Source organism: Paenibacillus sp. RC334, from assembly GCF_030034735.1.
Taxonomy (GTDB): Bacteria; Bacillota; Bacilli; order Paenibacillales; family Paenibacillaceae; genus Paenibacillus; species Paenibacillus terrae_A.
Map to the genome: position 1 here is coordinate 4,869,827 of NZ_CP125370.1, position 21,389 is coordinate 4,891,215.

20 protein-coding genes are annotated in these 21,389 nt (G+C 44.0%); 10 read left to right on the plus strand and 10 right to left on the minus strand.

Going from position 1 to position 21,389, the window contains the following annotated elements; all coding sequences use genetic code 11:
* Window positions 1–92: 92 nt before the first annotated feature.
* Window positions 93–476: a winged helix-turn-helix transcriptional regulator gene (locus QMK20_RS22495; protein ID WP_192511468.1), complete on the minus strand. Its 384-nt coding sequence runs from the start codon at window positions 474–476 to the stop codon at window positions 93–95.
* A gap of 160 nt (window positions 477–636) precedes the next feature.
* Between QMK20_RS22495 and QMK20_RS22500 the strand changes: the two genes are divergently transcribed.
* Window positions 637–1,155 (plus strand): DJ-1/PfpI family protein, encoded by a 519-nt coding sequence (locus QMK20_RS22500; RefSeq protein WP_283653394.1) that lies wholly within the window; start codon window positions 637–639, stop codon window positions 1,153–1,155.
* A 36-nt stretch (window positions 1,156–1,191) separates the two neighbouring features.
* On the opposite strand, the gene QMK20_RS22505 is transcribed toward QMK20_RS22500, so the two are convergent.
* Window positions 1,192–2,259: a DUF1835 domain-containing protein gene (locus QMK20_RS22505; protein WP_283653395.1), complete on the minus strand. Its 1,068-nt coding sequence runs from the start codon at window positions 2,257–2,259 to the stop codon at window positions 1,192–1,194.
* Window positions 2,260–2,374: 115 nt separating this feature from the next.
* Here QMK20_RS22505 and QMK20_RS22510 point away from each other — a divergent pair, with 115 nt between their 5' ends.
* Window positions 2,375–3,079, plus strand: coding sequence for a YoaK family protein (locus QMK20_RS22510; protein ID WP_349361871.1), 705 nt, complete (start codon window positions 2,375–2,377; stop codon window positions 3,077–3,079).
* A gap of 7 nt (window positions 3,080–3,086) precedes the next feature.
* Here QMK20_RS22510 and QMK20_RS22515 read toward each other — a convergent pair whose 3' ends face one another.
* Complete coding sequence (locus tag QMK20_RS22515; RefSeq protein WP_283653396.1) at window positions 3,087–4,262, minus strand: alanyl-tRNA editing protein; 1,176 nt, start codon at window positions 4,260–4,262, stop codon at window positions 3,087–3,089.
* Between the two features lie 22 nt (window positions 4,263–4,284).
* Window positions 4,285–5,160 carry a LysR substrate-binding domain-containing protein gene (locus tag QMK20_RS22520; RefSeq protein WP_283653397.1) on the minus strand — a complete coding sequence of 292 codons (876 nt, stop codon included), beginning with the start codon at window positions 5,158–5,160 and terminating at the stop codon, window positions 4,285–4,287.
* Between the two features lie 117 nt (window positions 5,161–5,277).
* Here QMK20_RS22520 and QMK20_RS22525 point away from each other — a divergent pair, with 117 nt between their 5' ends.
* The 4 genes from QMK20_RS22525 (at window position 5,278) to QMK20_RS22540 (ending at window position 9,773) form a co-directional block, all read left to right on the plus strand.
* Window positions 5,278–6,438, plus strand: a complete 1,161-nt coding sequence (locus QMK20_RS22525; protein WP_283653398.1) for an MFS transporter — start codon at window positions 5,278–5,280, stop codon at window positions 6,436–6,438.
* 117 nt (window positions 6,439–6,555) lie between these two features.
* Window positions 6,556–7,086: a MarR family winged helix-turn-helix transcriptional regulator gene (locus tag QMK20_RS22530; protein WP_283653399.1), complete on the plus strand. Its 531-nt coding sequence runs from the start codon at window positions 6,556–6,558 to the stop codon at window positions 7,084–7,086.
* 133 nt (window positions 7,087–7,219) lie between these two features.
* Complete coding sequence (locus tag QMK20_RS22535) at window positions 7,220–8,539, plus strand: HlyD family secretion protein (protein WP_283653400.1); 1,320 nt, start codon at window positions 7,220–7,222, stop codon at window positions 8,537–8,539.
* Window positions 8,523–9,773, plus strand: coding sequence for an ABC transporter permease (locus tag QMK20_RS22540; protein ID WP_283653401.1), 1,251 nt, complete (start codon window positions 8,523–8,525; stop codon window positions 9,771–9,773). The genes QMK20_RS22535 and QMK20_RS22540 overlap by 17 nt, the downstream gene beginning before the upstream one ends.
* Before the next feature lie 89 nt (window positions 9,774–9,862).
* Here the strand turns inward: QMK20_RS22540 and QMK20_RS22545 are convergent, their stop codons facing one another.
* Window positions 9,863–10,423 (minus strand): NAD(P)H oxidoreductase, encoded by a 561-nt coding sequence (locus QMK20_RS22545; protein ID WP_044644578.1) that lies wholly within the window; start codon window positions 10,421–10,423, stop codon window positions 9,863–9,865.
* A gap of 164 nt (window positions 10,424–10,587) precedes the next feature.
* Between QMK20_RS22545 and QMK20_RS22550 the strand changes: the two genes are divergently transcribed.
* Window positions 10,588–10,974, plus strand: a complete 387-nt coding sequence (locus tag QMK20_RS22550) for a winged helix-turn-helix transcriptional regulator (RefSeq protein ID WP_283653402.1) — start codon at window positions 10,588–10,590, stop codon at window positions 10,972–10,974.
* A 108-nt stretch (window positions 10,975–11,082) separates the two neighbouring features.
* Here the strand turns inward: QMK20_RS22550 and QMK20_RS22555 are convergent, their stop codons facing one another.
* Window positions 11,083–11,667 (minus strand): LysE family transporter, encoded by a 585-nt coding sequence (locus QMK20_RS22555; protein ID WP_283653403.1) that lies wholly within the window; start codon window positions 11,665–11,667, stop codon window positions 11,083–11,085.
* 112 nt (window positions 11,668–11,779) lie between these two features.
* Here QMK20_RS22555 and QMK20_RS22560 point away from each other — a divergent pair, with 112 nt between their 5' ends.
* Both QMK20_RS22560 and QMK20_RS22565 read left to right on the plus strand, forming a co-directional pair.
* On the plus strand, window positions 11,780–12,334 hold the full coding sequence (locus QMK20_RS22560; RefSeq protein ID WP_283653404.1) for a helix-turn-helix domain-containing protein: 555 nt from the start codon (window positions 11,780–11,782) through the stop codon (window positions 12,332–12,334).
* A gap of 31 nt (window positions 12,335–12,365) precedes the next feature.
* Window positions 12,366–13,592, plus strand: a complete 1,227-nt coding sequence (locus QMK20_RS22565; protein WP_349362261.1) for a sugar efflux transporter — start codon at window positions 12,366–12,368, stop codon at window positions 13,590–13,592.
* A 176-nt stretch (window positions 13,593–13,768) separates the two neighbouring features.
* On the opposite strand, the gene QMK20_RS22570 is transcribed toward QMK20_RS22565, so the two are convergent.
* Complete coding sequence (locus QMK20_RS22570; RefSeq protein ID WP_283653406.1) at window positions 13,769–14,986, minus strand: macrolide family glycosyltransferase; 1,218 nt, start codon at window positions 14,984–14,986, stop codon at window positions 13,769–13,771.
* 275 nt (window positions 14,987–15,261) lie between these two features.
* Complete coding sequence (locus QMK20_RS22575) at window positions 15,262–18,627, minus strand: pectinesterase family protein (protein WP_283653407.1); 3,366 nt, start codon at window positions 18,625–18,627, stop codon at window positions 15,262–15,264.
* Between the two features lie 231 nt (window positions 18,628–18,858).
* On the opposite strand from QMK20_RS22575, the gene QMK20_RS22580 reads away from it, so the two are divergent.
* On the plus strand, window positions 18,859–19,698 hold the full coding sequence (locus QMK20_RS22580) for a helix-turn-helix transcriptional regulator (RefSeq protein ID WP_283653408.1): 840 nt from the start codon (window positions 18,859–18,861) through the stop codon (window positions 19,696–19,698).
* 228 nt (window positions 19,699–19,926) lie between these two features.
* On the opposite strand, the gene QMK20_RS22585 is transcribed toward QMK20_RS22580, so the two are convergent.
* Window positions 19,927–20,964, minus strand: coding sequence for a threonine aldolase family protein (locus QMK20_RS22585; RefSeq protein ID WP_283653409.1), 1,038 nt, complete (start codon window positions 20,962–20,964; stop codon window positions 19,927–19,929).
* Window positions 20,957–21,379 (minus strand): MarR family winged helix-turn-helix transcriptional regulator, encoded by a 423-nt coding sequence (locus tag QMK20_RS22590; RefSeq protein WP_044644586.1) that lies wholly within the window; start codon window positions 21,377–21,379, stop codon window positions 20,957–20,959. Before QMK20_RS22590 ends, QMK20_RS22585 begins: the two co-directional genes overlap by 8 nt.
* Window positions 21,380–21,389 lie beyond the last annotated feature (10 nt).

A 21,389-nucleotide genomic window follows, 5' to 3' on the forward strand; every position in this document is an offset into this window, starting at 1 on the left:
ACATGCCAAAGAACGCCTTGCGTCATGAGTACAATTGTACTCATGACGCAAGGCGTTCTATTTTTCATATGACGGATTGCCCTATGATTTACTTATATATCGTCGCGTAGCATTTCCTCGCGAATAGACTGAACCCGCTTTTTCCCCCAATCATACATCATTTCTACAATAGGTAAAATCGTCATCCCCAGCTCGGTCATTGAATATTCTACCTTTGGGGGCACCTCGGGATACACCTCTCGATGTACAATGCCGTCCTCCATCAATTCTCGCAACTGATTGGTCAGTACTTTATGAGACAGCTTCGGAAACAGCCTTTGCAAGTCACTGAACCGGTGCGGCCCTTCCACACCCAGATGCCATAAAATGACGACCTTCCACTTGCCGCTTAACACCGACAAGGTCAGTTCTTTTTCACAGTTATAGTCTCCGTTGACGATCTTCTCCCGTATTTCTTCTCTCAGCGTATCAGACATATATCGGTTAACTCCTTCTATTCCATCATGATCTTGCACCGTACTTGCACCGTAATAGTAACCTGCAGGTAACCTCCGCACTTGAAAGTGCATTCTTCACAGCCGGACGAAGCCATTCTACAATAATAGATATCGTTTCACATTCAAGGAGGAATGAAGTATGAGTAAAAAGGCTCTTTTTATTATACCCCCGGAACGCTTTAATGAAGATGAATTGTTTAAACCGAAGGAAGCGCTGGAGCAAGCAGGCGTTACTGTTACGCTGGCTAGTACCCAAACAGGTGAAATTATCGGTGACTACAACGGTAAAGCGACCGCGAATCTGGTTTTCACAGACGCTGTCCCTACTGATTATGACGTGGTCGCTGTAATCGGCGGATCGGGCACGAATGATCATCTGTGGAACAACGCGGATCTCCAAGCCCTGCTAAAACAAACGCATGAGCAAAAGATTCTGTTGTCCGGCATCTGTGCTGGCTCTGTAGCCGTGGCCCAAACCGGGCTGCTCTCCGGCAGAGCGGCTGCATGCTATCCGGTGGATGTGCAAAAGGATCAGCTCCAGACGCATCAAGTCGAATATGTGACTCAGCATGTGGTTGCACATAGCGACATTATTACTGCTGACGGTCCAGACGGCGCACAGGAATTTGGCGAAGCCCTCGTTCAAGCCTTGCAATAGGTTTGAGCCGAGCCCCCCACAGAACAGGTAATACGATCAAGCATTTTCAGGCCCTTTTTTTATTGGACTTGGAGATGCTTTCTTTCTAATACTATAACGTCTCATGGCTCCTGGAACGCCTTTGATTTCCAGCATTCCCTCATAAATCAGGGCTCGAAGCCGATATTCGAAAAATTCATCTCCCATCTGCTGATCCAGGTGCCCCATAGCTTCTCCGATCACTCTTGCTGATTTGATATAATCAGGCTGGACTTGCCGCTTGTGCAACTCATCCACCTTACTCATAATATAGGCATCATAATCGTTTTCTTCTACATTAACGATGCTCCCATCCTTCCATATACGTAGCACCTCAGGCTTCATCGCCAGCTTACACCATTCTTCCGCCATTCGTTCTCTTTCTTCTGGTGTTAAAGAAACATCCTTGTCCTCTCGACTTAGAATAGCTTGTAGTTTGTCGGCAGGTATCTCGCCTGATCTTAGGCCTGTAGCATCCGGACGTTTAAATACGCGGCTGTAAGCATCTGCCGCATTTTTAATCCGAATATCGTTAGACATATTCCTCAGCAGGTACATGCTCAAACGAAGCCCCACCTGCTCAGGAGTATTGCTCCCCGTCCAGATCGTAATATCCGCCTGCGCTGGAATAGCAGCAAACTGCTCCAGCAACAGAAAATCATCCCTTTCAGCATCCTCATCATGCTCATCATAAATATGATCTCTGAACCATTCCCGCCGTTGCCTGCGCCCCATTTCCTGCTGAAGCTGCCACAATGGGCCGATGGCATAGTTATCCCGAAAAGGAATAACCCGATGCGTATCTTCCCATCCCAGTTGTTTGAGTGCTATTTTCATACTCCCTGCAAAAGAATCGCCAATCACGATATGCACCTGCGTGCCACCCTCGTCAGGCTCCCACCATGAGCGTCTGTTTTGAGTCTCAAGCAAGTAATCATATAACTCTGACACTTGCTCATACAAATCATCTTTAGAAGCTTCGTTCCGTTTCACAGCTTCTGTCACTTGTATGATGTCTATCAGCCATAATCTTTGTTCGCCCGCAGTCATGCTGCGAATTGCCTCCACAAATCCTTTATTCTCCATGACTTTTTCTCCTTTTACACCTGTTTTTCGTGCCGCAGTGTCCAATGGAATTGTCGAATCGGAATAGTCGTGCTATGTTAAAGGAATCGACGTTGTAGCATAGGAGGCTTCTGCCGTGAATATGAAAGGCAAAATCCATTTACATCAAGTAACGTCCGAATCGTTACGACTGGGCGCCTTACTTTCTTTAGTAGGGGGGTTTCTGGACACATACACGTTTGTCGGAAGAGATGGCGTGTTCGCCAATGCACAGACAGGCAATATCGTACTGCTGGCTGTCAAAGCCATTCAGGGAAACTGGGGTCAGGCGTTAGCCCATATCCCGCCCCTGATCGCCTTTTCACTGGGTGTTTTTGTAGCCGAGGGGATTAAGAGAAAATCCACCCACCGCCTGACACCGGACTGGGCCCGTGCCATTCTACTGCTGGAAATTTTCATTTTTTTCATCGTGGGTCTGATTCCGCAGTCGGTTCCCAATACGGTGGTGACGGTGATCGTCTCGTTCGTCGCTTCCGTACAAATGACTTCCTTCCGCAAGCTCATTGATGCGCCGTACACCTCCACCGTCAGCACGGGGAACCTCAGATCTGCGACAGAGGCGGTGTATATCGCCATTACGACCAAGGACACGAATGCTGCCATTCGTGCCATGCGTTACGGTGTCATCCTGATCACCTTTCTGGTCGGGGCTTTTCTGGGAGGATTTTTGACGTTGGCTATTGGAGATAAAGCCATCTGGGGCGCTGTAGTGGCACTCATTTTTTCTTTTATTTTATTTACGGAAAAAGAACATAAGTGGAAGCTACCCCTGAGCCACTAATCCTGCATTAGCCCTGAATAAACTGTCGCTGGGCGGTTTCAAAAAAGTTCAAAAGGTCTTCACGGGACGAGAACGCTGCCTGAGCCGATTGGTTGCTGCCGCCACCCTTACCCTGAAACGCGCCCAGATGCTCTTTAAAGTATGCTCCGCAGGCAACATGCTGTGTGCCGTTATGCGTCAGAATGATTTTGTTTTCTGCTGTTGTGGCTAATAATACAAGTAAATCATGCTCAGATGTCAGCTTGGCAGCCATTTGCTGTAATTCCTGAAAGGTTTTTTGTTCAAAAATATGAGCCAAAACTTTCCCCTGAACAGCAGAAAGCAACTCTGCTGCCTGATACGAAGTATTTTCTTCTTGCAGGATGTCCACTTCCGCCTTGAGCTGCTTGTGCTCCTGCTCCCACTTTTCAAAGCGGGTCAAAATATCCTTGCGCCCGGTATTAAACTTCGCAGACAGCACGTCCAAAATCTGAAGACTTTCGTTAAAGTCCTGAAGCGCGCGAAGGCCGCATTTAAAATGGATTCTCGCTAGCCCCTTTTGCTTCTCCCATTTCAGACATTTGATCATTCCAATTTCCCCGGTTCGGCCAACATGTGTACCGCCGCAAGCATTGTATTCAATACCTTCAATCTCGACAATGCGGATATTCTCCGTTACTTTAGGCATTTTTACAAGTGGAATGTCCTTCAATTGCTCGTTCGTCACTATATAACTTTGGATGCTACGGTTACTATAGATTTGCCGATTCACTTCCTGCTCGATGGCGGATAACTGCGCAGGTGTCAGTTCAGAACAGTTTACATCAATTGTGGCGTACTCTTGTCCCAGATGAAAGCTTTCCGTCCGCGCTCCCAGCAGCTCCCGACAAATCGCCGACAACAAATGCTGTCCACTATGCTGCTGCATATGATCAAATCTGCGCTCCCAATCCAATGTGCAAGCCACCTTCTCAGCCTCCGGCAAACGTTCGACCTGATGCCAAATATCGCCCTCTTCCAGAAAAACATCCACCACCGGAACGCCCTGAATCGTTCCCGTATCACATGGCTGACCCCCTCCATGCGGATAAAAAGCCGTTTCCTCCAGCATAACAAAATATCCGCCGTCTCTTTCCATGCTGCGTGTAATATGAGTCTCCCACTCCGTAAGGGTCGGAGAAGAGTAGTATAGTTTTGTCGTCATTCAAGGTTCCTCACTTTGGATTTCAATTTGTAAAAAACGTCTCCATTTTTTGAATAAAGGCTTTTGCGGCTGGACCTACATATTTATCTACACGATAAAACATTTCCAAATGTCGGGTAGGTGCATGCTTGATCGGAATCGCGCGAATCCCCAGTGACCCGAAGCTTTCAATCAATTGGCTCGGCTGAATCGTAGCTCCTATGCCTTCTTTCACCAGTTGAAACAGAGATGTTGCTGAGCCTGTTTCCATCAAAGGATGGATTAAAACCCCCTGATCTTCACACCAACGATCCACCAGATCACGCCCGACAAATCCTTTGGGATACATCACTAAAGAAACTTTTGCCAAGTCTTCCGGTACAATTATATCTTTGTCTGCTAAATCATGTTCTGTATTTACATACAAGCTGTGCGTTTCCGTATAAAAAGGGATGCGGTGCAAACGGTGATCCGAATGAATCCCCAAGCCTACTCCAATATCCACTTTATTATCGAGCACTTCATTGTAAATATCAATCGAGGGAATGACCTGAACCTTCGTATGAGGAAACTCCTTGTGAAAGCTGATCAGTACAGGAGTCAGTCGATAATCCAGGTCAGAGGGCAGAACCGCAACACGCAAATGACCGGTATGGAGATGGGTCAGATCAGATATGGCGTTTTTTGCATTTTCCAATTGCTGAATGACTTGTGAAGCGTAGTGCTCCAGAAGCTCGCCTGCTTCCGTCTTTACGGTTTTCTTGCCAATACGGTCGAACAAAGGGACCCCCACCTCATCCTCTAATACCCGTATTTGCTGGCTCAGCGTGGGTTGCGAAATTCCCAGCTTGTAGGCGGCCTCAGAAAAATGCAGCTCTTTGCACAATCGAAGAAAATATTGCAATTGCCGTATTTCCATAGAATCTCGCCTCCAAATCATAGTTTATAACTATTGTTTATATAGAATAAATAGTATTGATCTATTATAGAGCGAAATCTACAATGAATTCAACGTTAAAGAAAAGAGGCGTTTTGTATGCGTTTGGTGTATCTTATCCTGATTATATTTTTTATCTCCTTAAATTTAAGACCCTCCATTACGTCCGTCGGGCCTTTACTGGATATCATTCAAGCTCATTTGGGATTAAGCGGGGTGACCGCCAGTTTAATTACGGCGCTGCCTATTTTCTGTATGGGCCTCTTCTCTCTGTCATCTATCTGGCTCCAGCATCGCTTAGGCGTTGAAAGATCTTTGCTTGCAGCCATGCTGTTGATCCTCATAGCCACGTTCCTGCGCATGTTCGTTCATCATACTTCCTTCCTGCTCGCTACCGCTATATTCTCTGGAATAGGTATCGGAATCGCAGGCCCCTTGGTTGCGGGGTTTATCAAAAAATATTTTCCCGAGAAACCAGGGTTAACCGGGCTTTATTCCGTTTCCATGGTAATCGGAGCAGCCGTTGCATCCAGCTTTTCTGTGCCACTTTTCCGACAAATGGACTCTTGGCAGCACGCTCTGAGCTTCTGGAGCATTTTAGCGGTTCCCGCTGTGCTACTCCTTCTCCCCCTGCTCCAAAAAAGAGAAGTTCCTGCAAAAAACCTGCGGAGTTCGTCTTTCTCGATCAGGAATAAACGGGTACATTTATTTACTTTATTTTTTGGCTGTATGGCGGGTATTTTTTACGCTGTGACTGCTTGGTTGGCCCCCATCGCGCAAGCTGCGGGTTTAGACCATGCTCAGTCCGGTATGGTGCTTACCCTATTTACCCTGATTCAAATCCCGGTAAGCTTCTTCATCCCTCTTCTTGCCGGTAAATCAGGAAACAGAACAACATGGCTGCTTCTATGTGGTCTATCTGAATTGATCGGCATTGTCCTGTTGATGACACACTCTTCTCCTTGGGTGGCTGCTATTTTCCTGGGCATTGGAGCTGGTGGATTGTTTCCTTTAGCACTACTCATTCCAATCGAAGAAGCAGCGCATACAGAAGAAGCTACCTCATGGTCTGCAATGATGCAATTTGGAGGATATTTGCTAGGCTCTCTGGGACCTGCCTTGATCGGGCTGAGCCTCGACCTTTTTCAGACGTTTATGCCAACCTTGTTCATACTGGCTATGATCATATGTACGATGATTTTGGTGGGCTTAAAGATAGGGAACAAAGATAAACGTTCGCTTTCCGATAAGAATTTATAAACTCCGTAAACAAAGATTTCATCAAAATTTAGCTTGTAATTTAAATATTATTGTATTATGATTAGCCAGCTAACAAAATTCCGAATTGTAATAACTTCCAGTCGAAAGGAGAACCCTATGGATTTTGATTTACGGGATTTGCCCACTCGTGAAACACTTCAAGAATTTTCCAAGCGTATTCCCGAGATTGATATCAAAGCCACAGAAGCCATGCTATTCTTTATGCGCGTATCCTCCAGTACTTTTAAAGTTAGCTTTGAGGGCTTTGAACAATTCGGTATATCTCATGGAAAATTTTCAATATTAATTCTCTTGTACCGAAACATGAACATAGGACTGATGGCTACAGAGCTTGCGGAGAAAGTGGGAATAAGCAAACCTACTGTTACCGGACTCATTGACCGCTTAGAGCGCGATGGTTTTGTCATTAGACAAAGTCACCCTTCTGACCGTCGTATGAGCATCGTTAAACTGACTGATCAAGGGACAGCATTGATGGAGCGGCTGCTGCCTGTACATTTTACAAGCACCTCCAAGCTGATGAGCCACCTATCCACCGATGAAAAAGAGTTATTGCTGACGTTACTGCAAAAAATAGAACTCGGCATTCCCCAAGCACAAGAAATATATAAAAAAGCGAAACCATAATAACTCTAAAATTTATGCTTTAGTTAGCCGGGTTACTTTTTAATTTTAAAATAAATAATATCTACATACCCTATTATTTATTCTATCTCCATGCCTAAGCCAATTGATTAACTTAAAGGAGCGTATTTACTCAATGAATCGCACACAAATCACCAGTCTCATTATTCCTCTAATTTCTATTGCCTGTCTGATCGGCGGAGGTTTTCTCCTTCAAACCAACGGACAAGACCAAGTCAATGCTTCACGATCTGTTAAAGGTACAACCCTGAATTCGGACAGCATTCATGTATCCTTTGAACAAGTAGGTGGAAAAGTCCTCAGCATTCCAGTAAAAGAGGAAACTCCCGTAAAAAAAGGTACTATCCTTATGACGCTGGACGCCAAAGATGTAGATTTGCAAATGGAGCAACTACGAACGCAAATTGCCCAGTTCAATACACAGATCAGCCAACAGCAAAAATCAATTGACTTAGGTTATGCACGAGCTGCAACTCAGGAAAAGCAGGCACAGCTCGATATTGCACAATCTCAAGTAACTCAAAGCAAGAGTCAAGCAGCATTGCAGCGGGCAGAAGCCGCTGAGCGTCAAGCCACGGCAGCGGAAAAGCACGTCAATGATGGTGCTCGGCATGAGGATGTCCAGCAACAGCGAATTGCAGTAGCCTCCGCAACCAAAAGCGTTCAGACGGCCCAAACTAACTATAATCGTAACAAAGCACTATATGATGCAGGCAGTGTATCCAAAGTTGCATTGGATGATGCCGATTCATCATTGACTTTAGCTAAAAATCAGTTGAGTCAGCAACAAGAGTCTCTGCAAAAGCTGCTCAATGGCGCAACCGCGGAAGAACGAATGCAAGCCAAAGAGCAAACGACACAAGCATCTGTTGCTGTAAAACAAGCAGCGGAAGAAATTCGTGGTGCCCAATTGTCCGTGGATCGTTCCAAAACACAACTGGAAACCATTCAGCAAAGTCGTCAACAGCTAGCAGATCAGAAGCTGGCCGTTGATCTTCTACAACAGCAAAAGGAAACCCAGGAAGTTCAGCTTAAAACGCTATTACTCAAAAAAGAACGTCTGGTGTTGAAAGCACCGCAGGATGGCAAGATCAGTGCTATCAGTACCAAAGTGGGCGAAAATGTGGGACAAGGGGCTCCCGTTATTACTTTAGAAACCAACGAGTTATATTACGATCTCTACGTGAACGAAGATCAAGTGGGGAAATTTAAAGCCAATAAAGAAGTTAAAACCCACATCTCGGCTCTAAATAAGGATTTGCAAGGTGTTGTACGCTATGTTACATCTGCACCACAATTCGCTAATGTAAAAATGTCTCGTGAAAAAGGTGAGGCGGATACCGCTACATTCCAAGTACGTGTATATGTACCAAAAGAGTCTACTTTGCTACCGGGTATGACAGTTAAGGTGAATACTGATGAAATCTCTTCGTGATGAATGGACGTACCTGGTTCATTCCAAGTATCCGATCATAGCTATCATTTTCCCGCTGATTGCAGTGCTGGGATATTCACTGCTACTCCCAAGCAGCCAAATTAACGAAGCTAACGTAGTCGTGGTGGATCAGGATAACACAGCCTATAGCCGTGAGTTCATCCAGAAAATAGATGCCTCCCCTAATATGAACGTGGCTGAGGTTGTTTCATACACTGACAACCCTGAACAATATTTTTATCACGAGAAATATTTGGCTGTTATTTCTCTGCCGAAGGGTTTGGAGGCCAATCACAATCGCTCCCTTTCCAGTCGTGTGGGGCTGATTCTGGATAACACCAATGTCCAATCTATTACTTTGATCCGCACGGCCATGCAGGAAATTAGCGTATCCGAGAATATGGGACTGTCCGTTCCAGCTATCATGAAAACCGGAATGAACGCGGAACAGACCCAGGGAGCATTAAATGGCATCGCTCTTGAGGTACGCTCCCTCTTTAATCCAACGAATGATTATCAGAATACAACAGTGCTTGCATTTACCTGTATGTTCTCTTTTATGATGCTTAATATTAACAGCTTACCTCTTATAGCCAGACTAAGGGTTTCCAGAAGGCTGGCTGCAGAACTTCAAAATCCGTTCAACATATTACTGCGTATTCTTCCTTACACGCTGTTTTCGACGGCAGGTTTAATCTTCTCTCTCGGAGTACTTAAAATGTTTGGGGGCAGCCGATTCGAGGCCAATCCGGTTCTCTTTATCATTCCGGTTGTTCTGTATGTATTCGGTACAGTTTGTATCAATATCCTGGTTGCTTGGGGCGCTGCACATCCGGGAGTAGCCATCGGCAGAATGGTTATTATACTCATGCCTGCTTTTGTTCTCTCGGGAGCCGTTCTCTCAAGATCGTTGTTTCCGCCTTTAGCAATCCAAATCGGTGATTTCTTCCCATTTGCATGGCTGTACAAATTTGTGCGCACGATGGGACTTCGTGGTGCGCCTTTACAAGAAATGCTTCCCGAACTTGGATCACTGTTGCTATATGTCGGTGTACTCTCCATGCTGGTCATAGCCAGAGCGCTGTGGGAAAAGCAAAAGCTGGCCAAAAATGCTACAGGCGATGCTCCTGGAATGGGGGCAGCTCATTCCGCTGGTCCAACTAGCACGCCTGGCGGCGGGATCTCTGTTCAAGGAGGAGCTCCAGCGCCTATACACGATCCAATAAAAGGGTAGCTATCCCCAATTCATACTTAAAATAAAAAGCACCTTTGAAATCACTATAAAAGTGGTTTTGAAGGTGCTTTGGGATAGCTCTTTCAAGTTTACTTATATGCTCGACCTAATTGATAGGCGTGCTCCAGCAGACCTTCAATGTATTCTTTCGATTCGGACAAGGTATCGTAGAAGAACTCAACCCTGGACTCTCTTACTCTCGCGTAGACAGCAATCACTTTGTTCAAATAATTAGTAACTATATCGTGGTATTCATACTTGATCAAATGTTCTTTCGTTCCTCCCGCCAAGCACAGCCACAAGACCTGTTTTGTCTTGAACTCCTCAAGTAAACCTATGTTCCACACTTTATCCAGGTACCCTTTTAGCATGGAAGGAACACTGTACCACCATAGAGGAAATACAAAGACCAGAGCATCCGCAGCAGCAATTCTGTCCATCTCTCTCCGTGTTTCAGGAGCATATTGTTTATGAGGCGTATTCCAATCCAGCTCATCTGCCGCGCTATATACCGGATTAAACCCATCCCGATACAAGTCCAAAATATCTACCTCGTGCTTATTCTCCTTCAATCCCTCTACAAAACGATTCATGGCTGCAAGGGTAAGTGAATCTTCTCTAGGATGCGTAACGACCAATAGAACTTTCATGTTATCCGTAACCTTCTTTCTCCTCGTGATTGGTGTACCCTGTCTACAGATGCTATTATGGTTGATATATATGAAAGTGTGAAGTACGCACTTCAATGTACCGTAGGTACTTTAAGGTTCCTTAGTGCTTTTTTTGCACTACAGATCCGAGAGGAGAAAAGCAAATGAAAGATAATACCAAAACATATATGCACGGTATTGAAGCGACCTTCGAGGTCATCGGCGGGAAATGGAAAGCCACCATCCTGTATCATTTAACCAACGGCAGAAAACGTACATATGAACTCCGTCAACTCATTCCAAAAATCACCCAAAAAGTGCTTACCCAACAGCTTAGAGAGCTGGAAAAGGACGAGATCATCCACCGAATTATCTATAACCAGGTTCCACCCAAAGTAGAGTATGAGCTTAGTGAATACGGAAGGAACTTTAAAGATCTGCTTGATCGTTTTTGCTTATGGGGGGAAGAACACTTAGACAGGGTTTATGGTGATAAAACAACGGTGCTGGAGGAATTTTCTGTGGAAGAGCCTTGTGTAGAAAAAAAGTAAAGCAGACTGAACGGCCTTTTCGCCATCGCTTCATCTGCTATCCACCAAAATACAAACAGTCCCAATGAAGGGTCCTTCAAAGGCGCTGTTTGTATTACTTGCATGTCGTCATTCTACAAGAATCGAAATTGCACTATATACTAATAACAAAGCCATTATTATATTAAACTGACTTCTATATTTTGATAAGAACTTTTGAAAAACGGAGCCAAACACACTCCAACAGAATGTACTCATAAAACCAACAAAAGCTAGAAATAACGAATACAATATCAAGCTGAAATTTGAATGGTGATATGGAAGGATGAAGGTTGATATAGCAGTGATACCATATAAAATTCCTTTCGGATTGATAAATTGCAAAAGCATACCTGTTAGAAAACTGTTATTCTTGCCCTCATCATTATCTTTACCACTATCTTTACTCATAATTATTTTTACAGCCAGATATAGCATATAGGCTGCACCCAGGATCGTCATCACAAATTGAATTTTGGGAATGAAATTTTCAAGTAAAAGATTAAAATAACTACTCAATAACATGATTACAAAGAAACCTGCACCTACTCCTGAACAAAATCGAATTGTCTTTTTAAGCCCGAATTTATTAGCAAAGAGCATGGCCATAATGTTATTGGGGCCTGGCGTAAAACTGGTAACAAAAACATATAGCAAAAATGATAATAAAGGCACTTTGGAACCCCCTCTTCGATGTATGCTATAATGTACAAAAAGAATAATATAACGTTTTACGTTTCATTGTACAATACAGACGTTATATTGTACACGGGTATAGGAGGTATTTATGGAGACGATCAATCTGATCATTGCCAAAAACTTAAAAGCCTTTAGAGAAAATAAGAAATTAAGTCTTGAAAGAGTTGCAGAACTCACTGGAGTAAGCAAAACGATGATCGGTCAAATTGAAAGAGGCGAATCCAGCCCTACGATTACAACGATTTGGAAAATAGCGAATGGATTAAAAATTTCTTTTTCTTCATTAATAAATAATCCGCAGCCAGATACAAAAGTGGTTTTAGGAAGTGAAATTCAAATATTAACGGAAGACAACGGAAAATATCGAGTCTATCCCCACTTCCCCTTCGAAGATAATAGACGCTTTGAAGTTTATTCAATCGAGATAGAACAAAAGGGCTTCCTAAGTGCTGATTCTCACGGAGAGGGAACGGAGGAGTTCTTGACTGTTTTTGATGGAGAATTAACTATTCGTGTAAATGACCTTGAATATACAGTAAAAAGTGGGGATTCCATCCGATTCAAAGCGGACAGACCCCATACCTATCATAATTCAGGTGAAACATTAACTCGGTTAAGTATGGTTATATACTATCCAATTTAAAAAGCCCGTGCTAAAGGAGTGTAAAATGGGTATGATAATGCGTATTAAAAATCTTTTCTTTATCCGTAACTACCCGCTATTCATGATCTGTATGTTATTGCAAGGTATGGCGATATCGATAAGTGCACCTTTTTTGGCTGTATATTTCACAACTACACTAGGCGTATCTGTTGGAACCTTTGGTGTTTTTACAGCTGTGACTTTGATTTGTGGTATATGGATAAGCTCTCTTATTGCCAAACGTTCTGATACTGGATTGGATCGTAAACAAATTTTGGTTATTTGTATGTTATTTAATGCCGTAGCATTTGCAGGATATCTTGTCATTCAAAATTTTTATGTACTTTTTGTATATATGACTGTCTTCACAGCAGTGGGAGCACCTGGAATGCCACAGTTATTTGCTAGTGCACGTGAAGCGGTAGATCGCAGTAAATCAGTTGATCATGCCTTTGCCAATTCAACACTTCGTTCTATGTTTTCTCTTGGGTTTATCACTGGGCCTCTATTGGGCTCCTTCTTGATTGCACATACGGGTTTTCAAGGTATCTTTATGGGTACGACCTCCATTTTTGTACTTATCGCAGTTCTACTATTCTGTTTTATTAAGCAGCCCCCTGCTCAACTCAAAAGTAAGGCTCAACTTTCACTTCATAACATTACATTGCATAAAAATATTGAGATTCTGATACCGTTCTCAGTTCTCACTTTGCTCTATGTGGCACACTGGATGAACAGTTTAAATATTTCATTGTTTATCATTCACAACTTAAAAGGGGACACGAATGACGTTGCTTTAGTATCCAGCATTTGTGCAATATTGGAAATACCTTTAATGATCATGTTAGGTGTATTTGCCGCTAAATATTCCAATCGCCTGCTTGTATTTCTGGGTTCTTTAACAGGGGTTGCCTATTACATTCTCGTCATTATGTCTACAGAAATGTGGCAGTTATTAGTGGGGCAGCTTCTTCTGGCCTTCTTTGTTGCAGTGATATCGGCCATTGGCATCAGTTACATGCAGGATTTGTTGCCTTCTCTTCCTGGTTATGCATCGACGCTGTACTCCAATGCGACAACCATTGGAAGACTGGTAGGCAGCTTAGCGGGTGGATTAACCGCTCAATGGATTGGCTATCGGAACTCCTATTGGGTATGTTTGTTCCTGATCCTCTGCTCCATCTGCCTTCTAGCGATATCAAAAAAATTAGATATTGCAAAAACGGTTGCTTTAAAACAAAAGGAACACAGTCTATAGAACCGTTTCATTGAAAAGTAGTAGACTGGACCTCATTAAAAAGAAGCAGCGGCAACCTTGGACGAAAAAATAAAGCCCAAACTGCCGCTGTTTTATGGAGCAATCTGTGCCCCACTAGCTTAATGGATGATTCGCTATAGTCTCCCCTGAATAAAAATGATTTCTTTACTGTCATATTATTTTTCTATTGTGGAGAAATGACTCCTAATTGTATCTGCCGCATGTCTATACCTGCCAGCCTGACGTAATGATTCACCAATCACATGGGCCTGCTGCTTATAGGTTGAATGATTCAAAACCTCTAATAAGGCAGCTTTTAAACTCGCGGGTGAAAGCTCATTTTTATTCACAGCAATACCCGCCCCCAGCTCTTGCACCCGATTGGCCACGATAGGCTGGTCTGATGTCATGGGAACCATAACCAGAGGCACATTGTAATACAAGGCTTCGCTTGTGCTGTTCATCCCCGCATGTGTAATAAATGCGTCTACATGCTGCAGCATTTCCAGTTGTGGAATATAGGGCTTGACAATAAAATTGTCAGGGATACAATCGGCCAATAGCTCCATATCTGTATATTTGCCTGATGAAAGTACAAACTGCACAGGTAAATCGTGAAATGCTGCAAAGCAAAGCTTATAAAACTCCAGGTCTTTATTCAAAATGGTTCCCATTGAGATGTAAACCGTCTGTGGATGCAGAGCACGAAGTTGTTCGAACGGGAAAGAGGGCGCATCTTTACGTGGTACAATAGAAGGACCTGTAAAAATATAACTGTTGTCCAGCTTTTCAGCTTGCGGTTGAAAATAACGGCTTGTATAAACAATTTTCAAGCGCCCGGCATGTGGAGCGATCTCATCCATAGCCGGGATGGCAACCTGAAGCTCATTAGCTAATTGATGCGTTACTTTCATCGTGGCCGTATACAGCTTTTTCACCTCTGGATCATTTTCATCCATGCCTTGTCCAGACCCCAAAGGTTCTACGAAAGCAAAAGAAGCGATAGAGCATATTGCAGGTATTCCCAGCTTCTCTGCTATAATCTTACCTCCCCAGCCCATCAAAGAGTCATAGATTAAATAATCATAGGTCCTGTTCTCTATAACTCTCAAAACCTCTGGAATGATCGGCTGAATCATACCTTTAACCATCATGTACACAAATTGATAATGATGTTTGTACTCCGCTGGCTTTAAATCAGCGTCTTTGGAAAAAGCATCATCAACAAAAGGATAGGTTATCAGTTTTGCTCCCGTTGGCTGAATTCTCGTACGAAATTCCTCCGTACATACATAATCCACTTCCTCACCACTGTCGACCAGCTGCTTAACTAATCCTAATGACGGATTAACATGGCCTTCAGCAGGCGTGATCACTACCAACACACGTGCCATCCCTACACCTCCGACATAATAAATTTACTAGAAATAAATGGGTGTATTTTCATGATGAACTACGAACAACATACAAGATGTAGTTTTTTTCTATTAAAAAAATACATCTCACACTTAATATATAGAATATTTTCCATAAAAACAAATGTATTCAATTTTAAAGTTATGTATTTTCCGAATTCAAAATTACTTGCACACCACACCAATAGGCGAGGTGAACGCTTGAAGCGCACACCCCGCTTATCTATTGAACATCACATTTGGAAGAAGCCGATTTATTTATTCAACTGTGGATTCCAATGATCTACCCCGCCCAAAACGGCTTTAACGGTGTACTGACTGGCTTCGTCAGCAGTAAGCTGCTTAGCCCAAGGTACACGTCCGGCACTCGCTGCACCTGGTCCATCATTATCAAACTCTACGAATCTTGCGGTCTGCTCATTGGATACCTTTCCCCAATTGTTCCAGCCGCCCGGCTTGATATGGTTATCCATGTAAGATTTTAGATAAGCAACATGGGCGTAAGGGCGCCATGGCCGTCCAAGATCTACCTTGCCTGTCAACCCATTTTCGGTTGTCAGACGACATTGAATAAATACCAAGCCTGGCATATTCTCTTCTGTTGAAGCTGCTGTTACATATCCGGCACGCAAGCTGTGTATAACCGAGTTCTCAAATACGGCAGGTGAATTGCCAAAAATAAAATCGACGCTGCCGCTGATATAGCTGTCCTTAAAATACTGTCTGCCACGGTTCACAAGCAATGTATCCTGTAGCCCAGTAATTTTGACATTGCGATACTGTCCACGATCACCTTCCGCATATAACGCCACGGCCTGCACCTGCCCGGTCCCTTCTGTATTCGCAACCGTCACATTCTCCAGTATAAAATCTGGACTTTGCACACGCATCGTATAGCTGTTGCTTGTTCCTAATTCTTTTCCGTCCACCACAGTTTTGGCCGTATCGTTAAAGGAGATAATCGTTTTCTCCCTATCCTCTCCAATAATGCTCAGATTTTTTTTGGAGGAATTCACTTTTATTTTTTCACGATAGGTACCATTTTTGAGGCGAATAACTGTCCTGGTGCTGCTGATGTCAGGGACTGCATCAATAGCTGCCTGTAGAGATGTAAAGCTGGCAGGGCCATAGGTCGCTACAACAACGCTATTCACCTCCCGGGCAGCAGCATATGGTTCTGTTTTAGCGGGAGCTGCTGCTGTTTCTGCCAGCTTGCGGATCGTAACATTGCTGAATTCCGACGTATTGTAATTCCATACATCGTTTTGTTGTTTGGATGCATCGGTAGCTAGCCCGAACAATAGCGGTTGATTATCCGGCAAATTCATAACGGTTTCACCAACTTTCTCCCAGTTCGTCAGACCATCTGCGGATACCCAGCCGGTAATCTTTTGTCCTTGTCGTACAAGACGAACCGAATATGGCGTTGTTATAAACGTCTCCATGGACGCACGTTTCGTATTGCCATCCGTTTGATCACGACTGATGAGAATACCCTGTTTACCATATTTAACAAATGCTAAAGCCATATAAGCCATTTTCGATCCAGGCTCCAGCGATTCACGAATCATGACACCCGCTTCGGCATGATCATCCACCGGGGTAATCTTCTCCACACGGGCTGTAATTTCAGCGTCTCCCTCCCATTTCTGATAAGCATAATGGAAAAAATCAGCTTTACTATCAACATCGCCCGCCGATTTCAGTCGTATGCTGCTGCCGCTCTCGTCATCCTTTAATACTTGAGTATGCCCTTTGATATAACCGTTGAGGCCCTCAGAGCCAATGTCTTCGCTAAGCCAGCTTCCCGACGGTGCAGTCGTGTTGACGTGAATGGCAACAGGATTGGAAAATGCAGCAGTCCCCTTGCGGTCGGTCACCCGTGCAACTATATAATGGGTACCGTCCGTTACCTGGTTCCAATCGAGACGATAAGGCGCAGTATTGACCTTGCCAGCAAGTACACCGTCAATGATAAATGCAACATGTGCAATACCATCTTTGTCATTGGCCGTAGCTATTAACTTGGCATTACGTCCTGCCTCTAAAATATCGTTATGCTTTAACGAACGGCCACTTTCGTCAGACACCTGAACGACGGCCTCCGGATTATCTACCTCGTTTCCATCCGACAGCTTTTCGATCAGATCATTTAAATAGACCTCCAAATTGGTGTAGCCCTTGGCAAAATGAGCATACGCCCCTGAGCTGGCAAGCGTCTGACCGTTACGGTCGTCCGCATTATAGGGGTCCAGCCCGTTGGCACGTTCCCACTCATCCGGCATTCCATCGTGATCGCTGTCGGAAAGCTCTGTCGTAGTTACGTTATCATCATCATAAATCCATCCAGCTTCACGCGGGGAGTTGATAAACGCACCCGTTCCATTCTTCACGTCATTCATAATACGGGCGTCCACTGCATCTCTTCTTGGCAGCGTGGCTCCCGAGCCTGCAAGCACCTCTGCATATGCCGTCTGTGCATCTGTCGCTTGGTAGGGAAAATACGCATCGAGGGAAATTCCATTGTCGTACTCCCCTCTTACTTCAATCGGCTCCGCCAGACGGGTGGAAGGGCCAATAATCGACCCAATGGATGTTCCAAGCTGCCAGTTATCTTGGGTAACCGATTCGTTGCCGTACATGTAGTTACCGCCAATGAACATGCGTGTTTTATATTTTTTACTACCCACGTCTACAAAGATTTGACTGCGAACATCCCGATATGTGCTGGGACCAGATTTATAATAGTTATTCAGCACATTATACGATCCTTCACCACCGCCGTATGAAGAGAAAAATCCCCAGTTATAAATTACATTATTGGTCATTTCCACTGCGTCAATTTCTCTTTTATCCGTTGGAAAACGCGGATTACGGCTTGCATTGTGAGCCAACAAATTATGATGATAGGTGGCGTTGCGTCCGCCCCAAATGCCGCCGTAGCCATGGCGCCCCTTTTGATGTGTAGTCATAAGCATACTCTCGGAGGCAATGGACCACTGTACGGTCGTATTTACGTTGTCATACAGGCTCAGCACCTCATCCACCGACCAGCTAAAGGAACAGTGATCAATCATAATGTTTTTATGGTATCTGGCTCCTAACGCGTCATCCTCACTGGGGTACCGGTCAGTTAATCGGAAACGCAGGTAACGAAGAATCACATTATCCGCATCAATCCCGGTCGTGTAATCGCTTACAGTAATTCCGTCGCCAGGGGCTGTCTGGCCAGCAATCGTCAGGTTACTCCCCTTGATTTTGAGCGACTCCTTGAGATGAATAGTTCCACCAACCCGAAAAACGACCGTCCGGTTACCGGAACTGACCGCTGCACGAAGCGAACCAGGTATGGTCTGTTCATCTTTGCCGTAGTCCGCCAGCGTGGTAACCTCGTATACTTCCCCTCCACGCCCGCCAGTAACATATTTACCGCCACCCTCAGCACCGGGAAACGCCGGAATATCCATAGCCACTTTTGCCACCTGTGCCATCTCTGTCCCAACCACCGCCTGACTCCCCACACCAGCTTCCGCTTGGATCAGTGGCGGACATAAGGTCAACAGCAATGAACCCACAACCACATTACATAACACCTTTTTCCATGTACGCTGCTTGTTCAAATCTATTTCCTCCCCTCAAATTTTCTTTCAAACCAGCCAGCAGTGTTATTCACCTCCTTTCCTTGGCAAACAGACGAATTCTCCAACTTTCTTGTTGTAATAAACTGTTCACATTTCTACTCGCAACTGCTTGGTTCATCCATCTTTTCTGCTTTTACCGTTGGCAGGTGTCATATATACTGTTGATATATGAATGCGCTTACTTATCTTAACTTGTAAAGGAAGAAGCACATGACGGAAACGAACGACGACAAATATGTCATTGGAGAACAGCAATTCTCCATTCATCACATCTACCGTACCGGATTCACAGTTATGCCAAAACCTCATGTCCACGATAGCTACGAGCTGTACTATTTACTACGAGGCGAACGCATCTACTTTATGAACGGTAAAGTATACATCGCCCGCAAGGGTGATCTAATATTTATCCTCCCTCATGATTTGCACTCTACCGCCAGTTCGCAATTGGAGGAAACGGAGCGCATTTTGATTCATTTTTCACCGACGTTCCTTCCACAGCAGGATCGTGACATTCTTAACCTGCCGCCGTATCAGCAATCTGCACTACTGCGCCTACCGGTTAGAGAGCAGATCGAAGTTGAACGCTTGTTCCTACAAATGAATACCGAGTGCCGAAATCAGCAGCCCCTGCATGACCGTTGCGTACAGCATTTACTGCTGGAATTGCTCATTCTGGTGCACCGATCGGAAGCGGTTGAACGAAGTGAGCCTGTTTCCTCTCATCCGATGCATCAGAAAATAACGGAAATTTCCTCTTTTATTCAGGACCATTACCATGAACCAATAACCCTTGAACAGGTGGCTGCCTACTACTTCATTAGTCCAGCCTACCTAAGCCGCATCTTTCCAAAATTGACTGGCTTTCATTTCAGCGAATACATCCGTGTAGTGAGGGTCAGGGCGGCCCAAACGAGACTGCGAACCACCAAAGACAAAATTCAGCATATTGCAGAGGATGTGGGATTCGGCCATGCTTCCCATTTTAATAAAATCTTCAAAAAAATAACCGGGCTCTCCCCTCTTCAGTACCGCAAGCAGATTCGTTAGATATTCAGTGTAAAGAATCAGAGGTAAATTTTATACATCTGCTCTTGTCTTGTTTTTCCATTTTTATATCCGCTTGCTCTTTCATGGAACTGAAGACAAACCGCTTTGGATTAAGTAAAATACACAACAAAAAAACCATACTTCGCTGCAATACATGCAACGAGGTATGGCCTATTACATAGTCATTCTACATCTTTAGGATTCTATGAACTGATTTTCACATTAAATTTACTGCAATGCTTTGATATCCTGAATCAGCATTTCAACATTGTCTTTCTTCGTAGCCCAACTGGTACAAAATCGAACGGCACTATGTGTAGCATCAACTTTTTCCCAAAAGGAAAAGGTATATTTTTCGCTCAATGCTTTTAAGATACGATCTGGTAAAATCGGGAACTGCTGATTCGTTGTAGAATGATATAGAAATTGAACTCCTTGTTTCGTTAACGAAGTTTGAATCAACATGGCCATATCTATAGCGTGCTTGGAAATTTCATAGTATAAACCATCTTCAAATAAAGTTTCAAACTGTATACCCAACATTCGTCCCTTCGCCAGCAGCCCCCCTTTTTGCTTGATCATGTATCGAAAATCTTTTTTCAAAGCATCATTGATAATGACTACTGCTTCTCCCATCAGTGCTCCAATTTTTGTACCGCCGACATAAAATACATCACATAGCTTCGCTATATCTGCTAAAGATACATCGTTGTCCACTGCAACCAGACCATACCCTAAGCGAGCGCCATCGATAAACAAGGGTAAGCCACATTCCCGGCAGACTTGACTTAACGCTTCCAGCTCGGATTTAGTATAAAGCGTACCATTCTCGGTAGGCTGAGAAATATAAACCATACCAGGCTGTACCATATGCTCAAAAGTGCCATCATTCCAGTGAGCGTCATACAGCTCTTTTACCTGTTCGGCCCGGATTTTCCCATCATCACTTGGCAAAGGAAGTACTTTATGTCCAGTAGCTTCAATCGCGCCAGTCTCATGTACAGCAATATGTCCAGAATTTGCAGCAATAACACCTTGATGCGGACGCAAAATAGAAGAGATCACCGTTGTATTGGTCTGTGTACCTCCAACTAAAAAGTGTACGTCCGCATTTTCGGAGTCACATGCTTTTTTAATATAAGCTCTGGCTCTTTCACAGTGCTCGTCCACACCATAGCCTGGGGTTTGTTCATCATTCGTCTCCAAAAGTCGCTTTAATATACGCTCATGGGCACCTTCGGTATAGTCGCATTCAAATCTAATCATTTTGTATTCTCTCCAATTTCTCTAGTTTGTTCTGAATGAACACCATAGAAGTATGTAATTCTTTAATCTCTTCTTCTGATAGACCTTGAACTAATTTTATGACTTGTTCGTCAGATCTTTCATCCAGTTGGTGATAAAACGCTTTTCCTTTAGGCGTCAAACGAATCAGATTTGTTCTATTATCCACCGAAGAATTTTCCTTAACAAGGAAGCCCTCTTTGCAAAGTTTAGCAATGATTCTACTCATATAACTGCGATCAATTTTAAGAGAATCGACTAACGTATTGGCTATACATGGCTCGATCATACCGATCTCTACAATGACCCGTGCCTCGGTAAAGGAATACCCGCTATCCAGCACATGTCTATCTAATAATCCAAGTATATTGGTATAAAATCGATTGAAATGTCTCATATCTGCGATG